Source organism: Acinetobacter sp. ANC_7634 (assembly GCF_056779875.1).
This window is the reverse complement of the sequence record NZ_JBWYIT010000009.1, coordinates 11,386-27,326: the sequence shown is the minus strand read 5'-3', so window position 1 is coordinate 27,326 and position 15,941 is coordinate 11,386. Positions and strand designations below refer to the sequence as shown.

General features: G+C 38.9%; 13 protein-coding genes. 11 read left to right on the top strand and 2 right to left on the bottom strand.

What is annotated here, in order from left to right; genetic code table 11:
• Positions 1 to 22 precede the first annotated feature (22 nt).
• Positions 23 to 775 carry a biotin--[acetyl-CoA-carboxylase] ligase gene (locus tag AC1M9A_RS10135; RefSeq protein WP_481609093.1) on the bottom strand — a complete coding sequence of 251 codons (753 nt, stop codon included), beginning with the start codon at positions 773 to 775 and terminating at the stop codon, positions 23 to 25.
• A gap of 27 nt (positions 776 to 802) precedes the next feature.
• On the opposite strand from AC1M9A_RS10135, the gene AC1M9A_RS10130 reads away from it, so the two are divergent.
• From AC1M9A_RS10130 to ligA, 5 genes are all read left to right on the top strand, one after another.
• On the top strand, positions 803 to 1,603 hold the full coding sequence (locus AC1M9A_RS10130; RefSeq protein ID WP_035269256.1) for a sulfite exporter TauE/SafE family protein: 801 nt from the start codon (positions 803 to 805) through the stop codon (positions 1,601 to 1,603).
• A gap of 162 nt (positions 1,604 to 1,765) precedes the next feature.
• Positions 1,766 to 2,461 carry a GntR family transcriptional regulator gene (locus tag AC1M9A_RS10125; protein WP_481587219.1) on the top strand — a complete coding sequence of 232 codons (696 nt, stop codon included), beginning with the start codon at positions 1,766 to 1,768 and terminating at the stop codon, positions 2,459 to 2,461.
• Between the two features lie 10 nt (positions 2,462 to 2,471).
• Positions 2,472 to 5,924 (top strand): chromosome segregation protein SMC, encoded by a 3,453-nt coding sequence (gene smc, locus AC1M9A_RS10120; protein ID WP_481609094.1) that lies wholly within the window; start codon positions 2,472 to 2,474, stop codon positions 5,922 to 5,924.
• 1 nt (position 5,925) lies between these two features.
• Positions 5,926 to 7,029, top strand: coding sequence for a cell division protein ZipA C-terminal FtsZ-binding domain-containing protein (locus tag AC1M9A_RS10115; RefSeq protein WP_035269249.1), 1,104 nt, complete (start codon positions 5,926 to 5,928; stop codon positions 7,027 to 7,029).
• Between the two features lie 96 nt (positions 7,030 to 7,125).
• A complete protein-coding gene (gene ligA, locus AC1M9A_RS10110) occupies positions 7,126 to 9,171 on the top strand; it encodes an NAD-dependent DNA ligase LigA (RefSeq protein WP_035269246.1) in 2,046 nt (681 codons plus the stop codon).
• Positions 9,172 to 9,232: 61 nt separating this feature from the next.
• Here ligA and AC1M9A_RS10105 read toward each other — a convergent pair whose 3' ends face one another.
• On the bottom strand, positions 9,233 to 10,297 hold the full coding sequence (locus AC1M9A_RS10105; protein WP_481587240.1) for an SDR family oxidoreductase: 1,065 nt from the start codon (positions 10,295 to 10,297) through the stop codon (positions 9,233 to 9,235).
• Positions 10,298 to 10,618: 321 nt separating this feature from the next.
• Here AC1M9A_RS10105 and ftn point away from each other — a divergent pair, with 321 nt between their 5' ends.
• The 6 genes from ftn (at position 10,619) to bioD (ending at position 15,921) form a co-directional block, all read left to right on the top strand.
• A complete protein-coding gene (ftn, locus tag AC1M9A_RS10100; RefSeq protein WP_481587223.1) occupies positions 10,619 to 11,083 on the top strand; it encodes a heteropolymeric bacterioferritin subunit Ftn in 465 nt (154 codons plus the stop codon).
• Positions 11,084 to 11,246: 163 nt separating this feature from the next.
• Entirely contained in the window at positions 11,247 to 11,972 is a 726-nt protein-coding gene (locus AC1M9A_RS10095) for an alpha/beta hydrolase family protein (RefSeq protein WP_481597917.1), read from the top strand.
• An 82-nt stretch (positions 11,973 to 12,054) separates the two neighbouring features.
• The gene (bioA, locus tag AC1M9A_RS10090; protein ID WP_481609095.1) at positions 12,055 to 13,338 is read left to right on the top strand and encodes an adenosylmethionine--8-amino-7-oxononanoate transaminase; all 1,284 of its coding nucleotides are present in this window, start codon (positions 12,055 to 12,057) and stop codon (positions 13,336 to 13,338) included.
• Positions 13,335 to 14,492 carry an 8-amino-7-oxononanoate synthase gene (locus AC1M9A_RS10085; protein WP_481587226.1) on the top strand — a complete coding sequence of 386 codons (1,158 nt, stop codon included), beginning with the start codon at positions 13,335 to 13,337 and terminating at the stop codon, positions 14,490 to 14,492. The genes bioA and AC1M9A_RS10085 overlap by 4 nt, the downstream gene beginning before the upstream one ends.
• The gene (bioC, locus tag AC1M9A_RS10080; protein WP_481610128.1) at positions 14,489 to 15,280 is read left to right on the top strand and encodes a malonyl-ACP O-methyltransferase BioC; all 792 of its coding nucleotides are present in this window, start codon (positions 14,489 to 14,491) and stop codon (positions 15,278 to 15,280) included. Before AC1M9A_RS10085 ends, bioC begins: the two co-directional genes overlap by 4 nt.
• Positions 15,277 to 15,921 carry a dethiobiotin synthase gene (gene bioD / locus AC1M9A_RS10075; protein ID WP_481591751.1) on the top strand — a complete coding sequence of 215 codons (645 nt, stop codon included), beginning with the start codon at positions 15,277 to 15,279 and terminating at the stop codon, positions 15,919 to 15,921. The genes bioC and bioD overlap by 4 nt, the downstream gene beginning before the upstream one ends.
• The last annotated feature ends 20 nt before the right edge of the window (positions 15,922 to 15,941 follow it).

The following is a 15,941-nucleotide window of genomic DNA, read 5'->3' as shown; positions in this document are numbered from 1 at the left end:
TATTCGCTGACCTATCTTTTCTTTATTTTTTTAAGCGTAAACGCCCTTGATACAAACCGATTAAACCTTGTTCAGTCAAAATATTAATTCGACCATCATCTCCAATACCTTTAAAGATACCTTGTACTGTTTTATTCACTTGCTCAAACTCTACAGTCTGATTCATAAAAGTAGCATAGTGATTGAAACGTCCCGAGAGGTTATAACTTCCATGCTCAAACCATTGTCCAGCTTGCATGATTGCGAGATAAAGCTCTGAAATAATCTTAATTCGATTTGGATGAGCTAAACCCAATTGCATGATTGATGTGGTTTGCTGTTCGATTGCTGCATCAGAAACAGGCAATAAATTAATACCAACACCAACAATCGCCTGATGTGGGGTTACAGGCTCTACCAAAATGCCACCCCATTTGCCTTGCGCACTATAAAGGTCATTTGGCCATTTGATTTGTAAATGATCCAATGACTTAAATGAAGGAATTTGCAAAATATTAAGTGCGATCTCAAGGGATAGTCGACCATCTAAGGGTGTTTTGGTTTCTAGCAATGTGCTTAAATAAATATTCCCGACTGGGGAAACCCATTGTCGTTGATGTTGTCCACGTCCCTGAGTTTGAGTCTCACTGCATACAAGAATACCCTGTACACCTTTTTTGATGAGTGCGCGTACTTCATCATTGGTTGAAGTGGTGCTCTGTTTTAACAGTAAAACTTCTGGAAGTTGTTGAGCTTCAGTTAAAAGCTGACTGAGGTGGCGAGTCTCTAAATCCATGTTGAATCTGAGAAGAGTAAAAGATTTATGGAGTTAATCATATATTTAGCTATTGGTGCAATCGCTGGTTTTACTGCAGGGTTGTTTGGCGTGGGCGGTGGATTAATCATCGTACCCATTTTATTTATTGTATTTACCCAAATGGGTTATGACCCAACTGTCATTATGCACATGGCGCTTGGAACATCATTAGCTACGATTGTGGTCACATCGATTAGCTCAGTTATGGCACATCATAAAAAAGGTGCAGTGCTATGGTCAGTATTTAAAAATTTAGCGCCAGGTTTGGTACTGGGTTCATTTTTTGGTGCTGGATTGGCCAGTATTATCTCTGGACCAATGCTGCAATTGATTATCGGTTGTTTCGCAATTTGGGTTGCATACCGTATGTTCCGTGGTGCTAATGTGGTGGTCGATCAATCTAAGCAACTACCTTCTGTACCTGCTCAATTGGCTGCGGGAAGTGGAATTGGGGTGGCTTCAGCAATTTTTGGGATCGGTGGAGGAAGTTTAACCGTACCTTATTTAAATCATCATGGGGTGGTGATGCAAAAAGCTGTTGCAACATCTGCTGCATGTGGACTGCCGATTGCTTTAGCAGGTGCATTTGGATTTATGTTCTACGGACAAAAAGCACCTGCTGAAATCGAAAATGCCATTGGATATGTTCATGTTTATGCATTCATTGGCATTAGTGTAATGAGTTTTATCACCGCAAAAGTAGGAGCAAAAGTTGCACATAAACTGTCAGCAGCGATGTTGAAAAAATGTTTTGCAGCTTTGCTTACAACTGTAGGGATTTATTTTATTTATCAAGGCGTATTTTGAGAAAAATATGCCAAATCATTCTCGAAAATAATGATGTGTATTGACTTAAAAATTTGATAAATTGTCAGACAAAGACATAGTCAGTATGATGCTATTGGTATAAAAACAATAAAATAGCATCATGCTTGATGAAGTGTGAGTAAAAAAATAAATAGGAATATTATGCAATTGGAAGAAGTGGACAGCCTTTCAGAGCAAATAGCCAGACATATAAGTGAACAGATTATTAGTGGCGAATTGGTCGAAGGTGAACGTATACAAGAATTGCGTATCGCTAAAGAATTAGACGTGAGTCGAGGTTCGGTACGTGAAGCTTTGTTATTACTTGAACGCACGCATTTAATTGAAATTTATCCAAGACGCGGCGCAATTGTGTCAGAAATGTCTGCTCAACAAGTGCGAGCTTTATTTGATACAAGTGCACTTATGTTAGGGCAGATCGTCCAGCGTATGAGTGAAACTTGGCGTAATCATGAAGCTGAGGCGCTTCAGCAACTTATGCAATATTTAATTGAACAAGTTAAACAAAGTAATACTGAAAAATTTTACGATGGTGTATTTCAATTTTTAGCTAAGCAACAAGATATGGTAGCCAACCCATACTTAATGAAGTTTTATCGCGAACTGTTGCCATCTATACGTCGTAGTTATTTTTTAACCTTAAATACTTCGCGTAGAGAGCTTCAAGAAGCACTTGAATTAATTAAGCTTGTGATCGATGCAATTTTGATCCGAAAATCACAACAAGCTACTTTATTTATGGAAGATTTTTGCCGACACTTGCGCAATCTAGTGTTAGAGTCACTGACACGAATGAAACAAATTGAACTAGCTTGGGCGCGGAGATCGCGCAGATAATCAGGACACTATGCGATTAAGCAGCTTAAAACTCTCTGGCTTTAAATCTTTTGCGGATAGCAGCACCTTACAATTTAAAGCCAACCGTACCGCAGTCGTGGGACCAAATGGTTGTGGTAAATCCAACGTCATCGATGCAATCCGATGGGTGATGGGAGAGTCAAGCGCACGCCAGTTACGTGGTGGAAGTATGCAGGATGTCATTTTTACTGGGACAGCAAAACGTAAACCAGTGGGAATGGCGAGTGTAGAATTACGCTTCGAAAACACCTATGGAAAACTAGGTGGAGCATATAACGCTTATAGTGAGTTGGCGGTACGTCGCCAAGTCAATCGCGAGGGTAAATCTGAATATTTTCTTAATGGTACAAAATGCCGCCGCCGTGATATTACAGATATTTTTTTAGGAACAGGCTTAGGTCCTCGTTCGTATGCGATTATTGAACAAGGCATGATTAACCGTTTGGTCGATGCAAAACCAGATGAAATGCGCGTTTATATCGAAGAAGCTGCTGGAGTATCACGTTATCAAGCACGTCGTCGTGAGACGATGCAACATTTAGAACATACTCATCAAAATTTAAGTCGTCTAAATGACATTGCTGTTGAATTAAAATCCCAATTAAAGACACTAAAGCGTCAAGCAGAAGCTGCACTTCAATATAAAGCCTTAGAGACTGAAATTCGAACTTTGAAAGTTGAGATACTTTCATTTCAATGCCATCAAAGTGAACGAATTCAACAAGAATATACAACTGAAATGACTGAATTGGGTGAGCAATTTAAGCTTGTTCGTTCTGAACTCACCACTGTTGAGCATGATTTAACAGCAACAAATGAGTTATTTCAGCGATTAATGCAACAATCCACACCACTTCAGCAAGAATGGCAACAAGCTGAAAAAAAACTGGCTGAATTACAAGCCAATTTGGATCAAAAACAGCAATTGTTTGCTCAAAATACTTTAACTTTAAAGCAGCTTGAAGAGCAAAAAATACAAACCAAAGAGCGGATGCAACTGATTGATATTCAGTTGGAAGATTTGATCCTCCAGCAAGAACATCAAGCAACAACATTGAGTGATACTGAATCAAATGCACAGCTTGATTTACAACAATTCAATGAGCTGAAGGCAAAGCAACTTGAAGCGCAAAAATCATTTTCTGAAATAAAAGCATTGGTTGAAAAGCAACAACAGCAACGTGCACAAATGTTGGCGCAGAGTGATCAATTGGCTAAAAATGTGCTTCGAATTGAGCAGCAAAAGCAAACTTTGGTCGAACAAAAATCTCAAAATCAAGCACAGTATGAACAGGATGATATTGACAATCTCCTGCATGAAAAACATGATGTACAGATTGAAATCGTTCGTCTAGAAGAAAGAATTGAGCAATTAGAAACTCAATTGAAACGTGATCAAATCTCATTGACTGAGCAAAAAAGTAAATGCACAGATTTGAATTCACACATCCAGATTTTGAAATCTGAACAAAAACAATTACAACAGCTTGTGGTGAAAGTCAGTCGACATGCATCGAAGAGCAATGACCCTTTAATGCAAATTTTGAAGCTAAAAGATCAGGCGAAACCATTTACAGCATTGGTCGAAAAATTTCTGTCAAAGTGGCTGCATGCGAATACGTTAAAGAGTGAAGATTTATTTCAGACCGAATCAGCCCGTCAATTAAAAGTTATTCAGCAAGATGTATCTGGGACTGTACTTGGTTTACCCACATTAGCGAGCTGGATTGATTTCCCCCAAAACTCATTATGGTTAAACGTTGCGATAGCTCAAGATTTTGAGCAGGCGCTTCAATTACAGCCTCAATTAAAACAAGGTGAGTCTATTTTAAGTTTGGATGGCTATCATATTGGTCCTGACTGGATGATTGGTCTGTACTTTGATGAGTCGAGTCAAGATGCTCAAGGAGCACTTAGCCACCGAATTCGATTAGATGAAATTGATTCAGAGTTGACACAAATGGTGAAAGCGCATGAGTCAATGACGCTCGAACTCGCTGAGATGCAATTAAAGCTTGAACAAAAAAATAGTGAATGTACGGAGTTACAAAAAGCGTTAAAAAATCATCAAGCTCTTGCTCACCAATTTGAAGTGAAGATTGCAAAACAGCAAATGGCTCAGCAGGCTTTTGAATCGCAAAATCTACACATCGAGTCGCAAATTGCTCAACTTGATGCGCAGCTTGAAGAAGATGCGATGCAAAAAGATGATCTCGAAATCGATTTACATGCATTGATTCTCAAGATTGAGCACAATCTTCCACACTACAAAACTTTAGAGTTTCAAGTTGAAGAATTGAATAATCAGGTTGAGCATCTTCAGGACTTAGTTTACAAAAAACAACAAGAGTTAGAAAAAAACCGCCGTACTCATACGCAAAATCAGCAACAAATTGAGCTGTTGGAAAAAGATGCAAGTTTTCTAAAAACTCAATATAAGCAGATCATCACGCAAATTACACAAGCTAAAAATTTCGTGGATCCGATTCAATTAGAATTACCCACTTTGCAAAGCCAATATGAGGCTCAAAAGCAGCAGACTGAAAAGTTACAAAAGACTTGGTCCTCATGGCAAGTCGAGCTTAATGAAATACAGTCTAAGCAACAAAAATTGACGGAGCTACGGTTAAATCATCAGCAATGTGATGAGCACTTTAGAACCCAGTTAGAAGAGAAGCGTTTAGCATGGCAAGTGGCTAAATCTGATTTACAACATTATGCTGAACAATTAAAAGAGCTTAATGCAGAATTATTAGAAAATGTGAAAATTGATTTGAGTCAGCACCAACAGCAGTTAGAGCAGGCACAGCGTCAGTTTGACAAAATAGGCGCTGTGAACTTAGCAGCTTCAGAAGAGTATGAAGAAGTATCAAAGCGCTATGAAGATTTAAGCCATCAAATTGAAGATCTTGAAAAAACAGTCGCACAATTAAAAGATGCGATGAAAAGCATTGATCAAGAAACTAAAAAGCTATTCATGACTACCTTTGATCAAGTAAATGCGGAATTGCAAAACTTATTCCCAAAGGTGTTTAATGGTGGTGAAGCAAGTTTAAGTTTAGAAGATGATTGGCAATCTGGTGTAAAGCTAATGGCTCGACCACCAGGAAAGCGAAATAGTTCTTTAGCATTGTTATCAGGCGGTGAAAAAGCACTAACAGCACTAGCATTAGTTTTTGCTATATTTCGACTGAATCCAGCACCATTTTGTGTATTGGATGAGGTTGATGCACCGTTAGATGATGCAAATGTTGGACGTTTTTGTAATTTAGTAAAAGAGCTTTCTGAACAGGTCCAATTCATTTACATTACACACAATAAAGTTGCGATGACGATGGCTACTGACTTACTTGGTGTAACAATGCCTGAGCCAGGAACATCGAAGTTAGTCACTGTTGATCTAGAAGAAGCGAAAGAATACGGTTTAGCTGCGGAGTCTTAATATGGAAATCAGTACCATTATCGGAATTGTGATCGCAATCGTGATCTGTTGCATAGGGTTGTTTATGATCCTGCGCAAGCCGAGTGATGCAGCACCGTCATTAGATGCTGAATTACATATAAATGAACAATGTAATCAACCCGTCATTCCTCGTCATGTTCGTAGTCTTTTACAGGCGCAAGCCGCACCATTGGCTTCTTCTGAGCGTGTAGAACCAAGTTTGAAAGACATTGAAGCGAGTGATGTGGCTCGAGTGGATCAAACAGCTGATCAGCATGCTACAAAGACGCCTGAAAATATTCAAAAAACTGTAGAAGTGGTAGATACAGTGCAACTGAATACTTCGGTAGACCTTGCAGAGAAAGAAAGTAAATCTCTGCTCGACTCCAGTAAAAACTCGGACAGCACTGAGACTGACCCACTAGAAAAAAATACAGAAACAGTCGAGAGTAAAGCTCAGTCGATTGATGGTGTAACAGACACTCAAAGTGCAGATCTTATTTCGAAAGATTCAATCGTAGAAACTACAATTGAAGACTCGAAAAAAGTTGAGCCAAGTTTTGTATTAAATCCGAATATTCAAACTGCTGAAATCAAAGAATTTGAAGAAGAAAGCAGCATCTTGGATGTGCATTTACATGAACAGCAACGTTTTGATGATGAAAGTGCTTTAGCAAATGCCGAATACATTATTAGTTTGAATATGTATCCGAACCCTCGAAAAGCACTTTCTGGTGATAAAGCTTTGAAAGTGTTAATGAAATATGGATTGCGCTTTGGCGAAATGAACTGTTTCCATCGTTATGAAACTCCTGATGCAGTCAGCCCATTGCTGTTTTCCGTACTCAGAATCACAGATCAGGGTCCTGCAGGTTTTGATTTAGAAACATTATCTGGTGAACAAGTCCAAGGTTTAGCATTCTTCTTAGCATTACCGCATCATAATGTTCAAAAAGGCTATGACAGTATGGTTAGTATTGCAGGGCTTATTGCACGTGAAACAGATGGTACCGTCTATGATGAAAATAATCTTGAATTTACACCGCAGTTAAAAGAACACTGGCGCCATAAAGCGATCGACTATAGATCAGGTCAAGCTGTTTAATCACCTAGGTGACTTACTGAATTTGTGTAAAGTCATTTATACTGTTTAGGTTGAAATTATTGGGCGGAATTTTCCGCCCTTTTATATGGTGAAAATATGGATCAGAACGCTGTCGTTGCGCAAATGCGCCAACTCATTCAATTACTGGCTCGGCATAACCATGCTTATTATGTGATGGATCAGCCGACAATTGAAGACAGTGAATATGATCAATTGTTTTATCAACTAAAAAACTTAGAAGAACAATATCCTGATTTAGTACAGACGGATACACCGACCAATAAAGTCGGTGATAAACCTTTATCTAAGTTTGAAAATATTACACATACAGTGCCAATGCTGTCCTTAGGTAATGTGTTTAATCAGGATGAACTTTTTGCCTTTGCACGCAGAATTGAAGAGCGTTTACCTAACCAGAAAATCCAATACGACGTCGAACTTAAATTTGATGGGCTTGCGATCTCGCTATGGTATGAACATGGTGTGTTGATTCGAGCGGTTACACGTGGGGATGGTGAAACAGGAGAAGTCATAACCCAAAATGTAAAAACAATTCGTAATTTGCCTAAAGTACTCATGATGTCTCAAGGTGTACCACCAGCGTTGTTAGAAGTTCGTGGCGAAGTACTAATGCCTAAAGCTGGATTTGTAAAGTTAAATGCTGAAAATGAGGCCAAAGGTGAGAAAACTTTTGCTAACCCAAGAAATGCGGCAGCAGGGAGTTTGCGTCAACTTGATCCGACCATAGCAGCATCACGACCACTTGCATTCTATGCTTATGGAATTGCGCAATGCATGCCACATCATGGTCTGAGCACGATGTCAGAGAGCTTAAATTGGCTTGAACAGTTGGGCTTTGCTGTTGGGGAAAAACATTTTGTTTGTGACAGTATTGAAGAGGTTCAAGCGGCTTATGAATCTGTAAATCAGGAGCGTCCAAACCTGTCAGTTGAAATTGACGGGATGGTGATCAAAGTCAATGATTTGAAGCAACAACAACAATTAGGCTTTTTAAGTCGTGAACCTCGATGGGCAACAGCATATAAGTTCCCTGCAGTGGCTGCGCTAACCACAGTTGAAAATATTGATTGGCAGGTAGGGCGTACAGGTACTTTAACGCCTGTAGCGCGATTAAATCCTGTATCGGTTGGCGGAGTCACAGTATCAAACGTGACTTTACATAATATTGGTGAAATACATCGCTTGGACGTGCGCGTTGGAGATACGGTGAGTGTCTATCGTAGCGGAGATGTTATTCCTAAAGTTGAAAAGGTTTGGCCAGAATTTCGACCTCTAGAAACCACTGAAATTCAATTGCCAGAACAATGTCCTGTATGTGCTTCTCCAGTTGTGATGCCCGAAGGCGAAGCTTTAGCACGATGTTCAGGGGGGCTTTATTGTGCGGCACAGCGTATAGAGGCGATCCGTCATTTTGTATCACGTAAAGCAATGGACATCGAAGGTTTGGGTGATCGTTGGGTTGAGTCTTTATTACATCTTGAACTCCTCAAAGATGTTGCAGACATTTACCACTTGCACGAGCATCGTGAAAAGCTGCTGACTATTGAAAAAATGGGCGAGAAATCTGTACAAAATCTCATAGACTCAATAGAAAGTAGTAAAAAAACAACATTAGCGGCATTTATTTACGCACTAGGCATTCGAGGAGTAGGCGAGACTACGGCTCGAATGTTAGCCAATACCTTCCAGACTTTAGATGCGCTGAAATCTGCTGATTTAGAAGCATTAAAGAAAACCCCTGATGTAGGTGATATTACTGCAGAATGGATATTAGACTTTTTCAAAGCTGAACATAATATTGAAGTATTAAATCGATTAATTGAGGCTGGAATTCATTGGGATGCACCGATAGCACCGACTCGACAACCTTTAAATGGTGAGAGCTGGGTGGTGACTGGTACTTTAAGCAGTATGGGGCGAGATGAAGCGACTCAACTCTTACAGGCATTAGGTGCACGTGTGAGTGGTAGTGTATCCAGTAAAACGAAATGCTTGGTTGCTGGTGAAAAGGCAGGTTCCAAACTTGAAAAAGCAGAAAAATTAGGTATTCCGGTGATGAATGAAGCTGAGTTTATTGCATTTATGATCCAGCATGGTCAGCTCACTGAACCTGAGTCTTAAGTGTATCTTGCACATAACAAAGGGCATCAATAGATGCCCTTTTTTCTCGAGTAATTAGATATTAACCACGTTTTTTGATAATGCCATCGTCAAGTAGCTGTTGAAAATGTTCTACGATACTTGTCTCAACGTCACGATATTGCATGCCTAATTCTTGCTTACTACGCTCAGCATTGAAGTAAATGGGGTAACCCACATTCAAGTCAACGAATTTTCGCGTATAGCCAAACAGAGGAGCGAGTAATTTGAATAAAAACTTGGGAGCAATCATTCGTGGGAAAGGATAGCGTCCACCATAATGTTGTCGTAATGTTTTACCCATTTCGAGTAGGGTCATCGTTTTAGCATTAATAATATATCGTCCATGTGCTTTAGGGTGAAGTGCTGCTTGGATATGCGCATGAGCGACATCTCGAACATCGACTAAACCATTCCACATTGGAGGAACACCAAATAATGTCATGCCATTTCCAAATTGTTGAATGACTTCAACACTTCCAGATTGTGTAGAAGGTGTGAGTGATGGTCCAACAACCAATGAGGGATTGATACACACTAAATTCCATCGAGATTGTGCCTTTTGCATATCCCATGCTTTGCGTTCTGCTGCGACTTTAGAGTAAAAATAAGGTTGGTGTTCGGCACTACTGGTGGTATTCCAATGGCTTTCTTCAAACTGGTTCTGCTCAGTTTTCAAAATATCCACTGCATCGCCATAAGTTGAAGCAATACTAGATGTGACAACGACACGTTTTACTGTATCTGTACGATTGACACTGTTCAGTACATTGGTCGTACCTTTTAGTGCAGGGTCAATCAAGTCTGTGATTGGATCTTTAAAGTTAGTCACTAAAAAAGGTGACGCCATATGGATCACAATTTCACAGTCTTTCATTGCTTCATCAAACGAACCTTCTTCTAAGAGATTTGCTTGAAATAACTTTAAAGCGCCTGAAGTTTGAGATGCGATTTGTTCTAAATGTTGAAAACTTGAACTTTTAGTTAAGTCTCGTACAGTGGCGTGAACGGTGTATCCTTGTTCTAATAATTGTTTAATTACCCAACCAGCAATATAGCCAGTTGCACCTGTCACCAAAATCGGGGCAGTAGTCGTCATCATTGTTATTGCCTGATGGTCAAATAGATTCATTCTAAAATTAAAAAAAGGATTTGTCCTTGATCATTTTCAACATCAACTCAAATGTAATGATAGTCACTTCGATTGGTTACAAAATTAAATAGAGCTAAAATTTGTTTAAAACTGCTCTCGAATTTTTTTAACTGTATGCAAGGGGTTATTTTTTAAGTAAAAAATAAGTGATACAAACTGCAAATGCGTATGTTTCTCATTTTAATTATATAAAAATCATAAACTTACACATTATATTTTTTGCAAAATAAGCTCTGATTGTTCATAATGTTGCTATTAAAGAATGGAGTGATTGAAATGCGTGGCAATCCAGAAGTCGTAGATTACTTAAATATGTTGATCGGTGGTGAACTGGCTGCTCGTGATCAATATCTCATTCATTCACGTATGTATGAAGATTGGGGTCTCACTAAGATTTTTGAGCGTATCGATCATGAAATGCAAGAAGAAGCACAACATGCTGATGCTATTATTCGCCGTGTCTTATTCCTAGAAGGCACACCGAATATGAATCGTGATGATATTGAAGTAGGTGAAGACGTCGTTTCATGTTTAAAAGCAGATTTAAAGCTTGAGTACGAAGTGCGTGAAAAATTAGCGCAAGGTGTAAAGCTTTGCGAGGAAAAAGGCGATTACGTGACACGTGATATGTTGCGTCAACAAATGTCGGATACCGAAGAAGATCATACTTATTGGTTGGAAAAACAGCTTCGCTTAATTGAACTAATTGGTTTACAAAACTATATTCAGTCTCAAATGTAAGTTAAAACCCAGCAAGGCTGGGTTTTTTTATACCTGAGTTTTGTCTGAATTGACTCATTTTTAATAATTATCTAAAAATCAAAGTGAAATTGAATGATTTGCTCAATGAGTTATTGTGCTTGGCTTTATATACTGACCGAAAACGATCAGCTAAGGATTGGCAATCATGAGTAAAATCTTATTAATTACCGGTTGGGGACTCGGAACAAAACCACTTGAAAACTTAAAAACTACTTTGGATATGGCAGGATTTCAAATCGATCTGATTAATATCTTTAATGCACTCGATCCTGTGGAATTATCTAAACATGTAGAGTTAGCTAAAAAAGTCGATGTCATTATAGGGTGGTCTTTAGGCGGGCAATTAGCAACGTTGCTCACCCAAAAGGTTTTCGAGCTTTCAGGTCAGGCAAAAACGTTAATTACTTTAGCATCGAATCCTTGCTTTGTTGCCAATGAACGCTGGTCTACAGGTATGCCGCTTTCTACTTTTCAAAGTTTTAGAGAATCTTTTGAAAATGACCCCATGACCACTTTAAAGCGATTTTGTTATCTGGTCTCACAGGGCAGCCAAACTGCTAAACAAGATTGGCAATCTTTGCAAAATTCAATTACGAGTGAAGAGCTAGATTTAAAAAAGCAGGGCTTGGATTTACTATATCATCTTAATACTGTCGAGATATTGAAAAATTATGTCGGAAAACAATTACATGTATTTGCTGATGATGATGGATTAGTTAGTAACAAAGTTCTAGATAATATCCGAAAGATAGATGCAAAGTTTTTTAAATTCGAAATTATCCCAGGTTCTCACTGCTTTTCAATTTTTAGAGCTACACAACTAAGTGACAAAATCGTTCAATATCTAAGAAAGAATGAGAAATCCTGATGAATATTGTCTAATCAGGCAATTCATAACAAAAATAATTCGCGTTATGCTCTGTCTAGATTAATAAGGACACTCTTCCAGGATGGTTGACGAATTCGATTTATCACACTTATGGCACCCTTATACTTCGATGTTAAACCCACTGCCGACATATAAAGTGAAAAAGGCTACAGGGGTGATGATTGAACTTGAAGATGGTCGTCAACTCATTGATGGTATGTCATCTTGGTGGTGTGCCATTCACGGGTATAACCATCCTCAACTTAATCAAGCTGTGTCGGATCAATTGCAGCACATGTCACACATTATGTTTGGTGGGCTTACTCATGATCCTGCGATTGAATTAGGGAAAACGTTATTAAAAATTACCCCACCTCAATTAGATAAAATATTCTATGCGGACTCAGGTTCTGTCGCCGTTGAAGTCGCATTGAAAATGGCAGTTCAATATTGGACCGCACAAGATAAGAAAGATAAAACCAGTTTTATCACGACGCGTTCTGGTTATCATGGTGATACATGGAATGCAATGTCAGTTTGTGATCCCGTCACAGGGATGCATCAGGTCTTTGGTTCTAGCTTGCCTTCTCGTTATTTTGTTCCTGCACCGCAGACTCGATTTGATGAAGATTGGAATCCAGCAGATACTCTTGTATTGGCAGAAACTTTAAAAAACCATCATGCCACTATCGCTGCCATGATTATTGAGCCGATTGTGCAAGGTGCTGGAGGCATGCGTTTCTATCATCCTGAATATTTACGCGAAGCCAAGAGGCTATGCGATCAATATCAGGTGTTAATGATATTTGATGAAATTGCCACGGGGTTTGGACGAACAGGTAAATTATTTGCTTGGGAACACGCTCAAGTTGAACCAGACATCATGTGTATTGGTAAGGCGCTGACCGGTGGGTATATGACTTTATCTGCAACACTGACCACGCGACATGTCGCTGAAGTGATCAGCTCTGGTGAAGCTGGCGTATTTATGCATGGACCTACATTTATGGCGAATCCCTTGGCTTGTGCTGTCGCCTTAAAGAGTACTGAGCTTTTATTGTCACAAGATTGGCAGTCCAATATTCAAAGAATAGAGCAAATTCTAAAACATTATTTACATAGATTAGATGATCAAGCGCATATTCAAGATGTTCGTGTGCTCGGTGCTATCGGTGTTGTTGAACTTAAACAAAATGTTGATATGAAAACGCTGCAACAGCGTTTCGTAGAACGAGGCGTGTGGATTCGTCCTTTTGGAAAATTAGTTTATGTCATGCCGCCTTTTGTGATTTCAGATGTCGAACTCACTGAATTACTAACGCAGTTGGTGAGTGTTGTGATGGAGCTTGCAGAGGAAATGAGATGAATCTGTTGGATCACTACGCAGAGCAGTTAGACTCATTAAAACAAACTGGAAATTTTCGGCAGTTTAAATCCATCGTTCAGTATGGAAAATGGGTTGAGTTTCAGCAACAGAGAATGTTGAATCTTTCGAGTAATGATTATTTAGGGATTGCGTCAGATCTACAAATAAGAGAAGCATTTTTTGATTACTGTTCAGCAGATTCAAAAAGAATGAGCTCTTCATCTTCAAGGTTACTCACAGGAAATTATCCTGAATATGAGCAATTTGAATATGACATGAGTCAATCATTCAATCAAAGGGCAGTTCTGTTATTCAACAGTGGCTATCACATGAATATTGGTATTCTGCCTGCGATTGCTGATAGTCAAACTTTAATTCTTTCGGATAAATTGATTCACGCCAGCATGATTGATGGGATTCGCTTAAGTAAAGCGAAGCTGATACGTTATCGACATAATGATCTGCTTCATTTAAAGCAATTGATCGAGCAATATCATGATGATCCCTTGTATCAAAGAATCATTGTGGTAACTGAATCAATTTTTAGTATGGATGGTGATGAAACTGATTTAACTGCGTTGGTGAGTCTGAAATATCAGTTCAGTAAAATCATGTTATATGTAGATGAAGCACATGCTATTGGTGTTCGGGGGAAGCAAGGACTCGGTTGCGCTGAACAATATGCTGTCATAGATGATATCGATTTCTTGGTCGGAACATTTGGGAAAGCACTCGCATCTGTTGGTGGATACATTGTGTGTCATCCAATCTTAAAAGATTATTTAATCAACAAAATGCGCTCTTTGATTTTTAGTACCGCACAACCACCCATCAACATGGCTTGGACGCATTTTATTTGGAATAAAATGAAAAAAATGCAGGAGCAACGTGCTCATTTAAGTGATTTGAGTCTGCAACTGCGTCAATATATTCTTGAGCAAGGTTACGAATGTCCTTCAAGCTCGCAGATTATTCCTTTAATTTTAGGTGATTCTCAGCGTGCACTTGAGCGCGCACAACAATTACAACAATCTGGTTTTTATATTTTGCCGGTTCGGCCACCAACGGTTCCACAAGGAAGTTCACGCCTGAGAATTTGTATGAATTCTCAGCTGAATCAAGATGAATTGGAGCGGTTGAAAGAACAATTATGAATGACTCTATGTTGAACAAATTTATTCAAAAAGAAATGATTGCTACTCGATTTGCAAAATCGCATTGGACTTATGCAGATCAGGCACGTATTCAACAAAATGTAGCGAAGCATTTAAGCGAGCTGATGCGTCTTTATGTTTCATCTTCTGAGCTTGCTAAAGTATTTGAAATTGGATGTGGAACTGGAAATCTAACTCAAGAGATGTTTCATCATTTTAAAATGGATCAAGTCATTTTGAATGATTTATATGCTGATGTTGAGCATACCTTCAGTCATCATCAGCCTGTCGAGTGGCGTATTGGTGATGTCGAAAAAATTGAGTTACCCAAAGACCTTGATTTATGTGCCTCAAGCTCTGCATTACAGTGGATGTCTGAGTTTGAAAGATTGATACAGAAAATTTATTCGGCTTTAAAGCCCAATGGTTATTTTTGCTTTTCAACTTATGGGCCTCAGAACTTAAAAGAAATTAAATCCTTAACTGGACAAGGATTAAAATATTTTGATCAAAGCCAAATTAAAAGCTTACTAGAGCAGAACGGATTTGAAGTGATGCACTGTGAACAACAATTGGCTCAATTACACTTCGCGCACCCAAAATTGGTCCTAAAACATTTACAGGCCACAGGTGTGACGGCAACCTCACAGGGGTTTCGTTGGACGAAGCAAAGTTTGAATCAGTTTTATCTAGGTTACCGACAATTTATTGCGACTGATGAGCAAGAGAATCTTGTCTATCCTTTAACGTATCACCCTATATTTTTTATCGCACGGAGTAAGTCATGAGTGCTCAAATCTACTTTGTGAGCGGTATTGATACTGGAATTGGAAAAACATACGTCACTGGTTATTTAGCAAAAAATTGGCGTGAACAAGGGCGGAATGTCATTACTCAGAAATTAATTCAAACGGGTAATGTGGATGTTTCTGAAGATATTGAAAAACATCGTGAAATTATGGGATGTGGTTGGTTAGAGGAAGATACTCAAAAACTCACTATGCCTGAAATTTTCAGTTATCCTGCATCGCCTCACTTAGCGACACGTATAGATGGGCGAAGTATTGATTTCGCTAAAATTGAACAAGCGACTCAACAGTTGTCCTCTTCATATGAAGTTGTTTTGCTTGAAGGGGCGGGTGGCTTGATGGTCCCTCTAACAACACAATATTTAACCATTGATTATTTAGTGGATAAAAAATATCCCATAATTTTGGTGAGTTCGGGGCGTTTGGGAAGCATCAACCATACTTTGTTGAGCTTAGAGGCACTGAAGCATCGTGGGCTTGAGTTATATGCTCTAGCATATAATTTGAATGCTGAATCTGACGATGAGCTTATTTCACGTGATACATCTGCCTACTTAAAAAAGTATTTATCGCAACATTTTCCATCTGCTAAATGGATTGATATTCCTTTTATTGAATAAATGAAAAAAACCGCTCTATT

Bases quoted from the DNA above. Each gene is read 5' to 3' on its own strand.
- AC1M9A_RS10085 (WP_481587226.1), top strand. From the start codon at position 13,335: ATGAATCTGTTGGATCACTACGCAGAGCAGTTAGACTCATTAAAACAA.
- bioA (WP_481609095.1), top strand. From the start codon at position 12,055: ATGGTTGACGAATTCGATTTATCACACTTATGGCACCCTTATACTTCG.
- bioC (WP_481610128.1), top strand. From the start codon at position 14,489: ATGAATGACTCTATGTTGAACAAATTTATTCAAAAAGAAATGATTGCT.
- AC1M9A_RS10115 (WP_035269249.1), top strand. From the start codon at position 5,926: ATGGAAATCAGTACCATTATCGGAATTGTGATCGCAATCGTGATCTGT.
- AC1M9A_RS10135 (WP_481609093.1), bottom strand. From the start codon at position 775: ATGGATTTAGAGACTCGCCACCTCAGTCAGCTTTTAACTGAAGCTCAA.
- AC1M9A_RS10125 (WP_481587219.1), top strand. From the start codon at position 1,766: ATGCAATTGGAAGAAGTGGACAGCCTTTCAGAGCAAATAGCCAGACAT.
- AC1M9A_RS10130 (WP_035269256.1), top strand. From the start codon at position 803: ATGGAGTTAATCATATATTTAGCTATTGGTGCAATCGCTGGTTTTACT.
- ligA (WP_035269246.1), top strand. From the start codon at position 7,126: ATGGATCAGAACGCTGTCGTTGCGCAAATGCGCCAACTCATTCAATTA.
- bioD (WP_481591751.1), top strand. From the start codon at position 15,277: ATGAGTGCTCAAATCTACTTTGTGAGCGGTATTGATACTGGAATTGGA.
- ftn (WP_481587223.1), top strand. From the start codon at position 10,619: ATGCGTGGCAATCCAGAAGTCGTAGATTACTTAAATATGTTGATCGGT.
- smc (WP_481609094.1), top strand. From the start codon at position 2,472: ATGCGATTAAGCAGCTTAAAACTCTCTGGCTTTAAATCTTTTGCGGAT.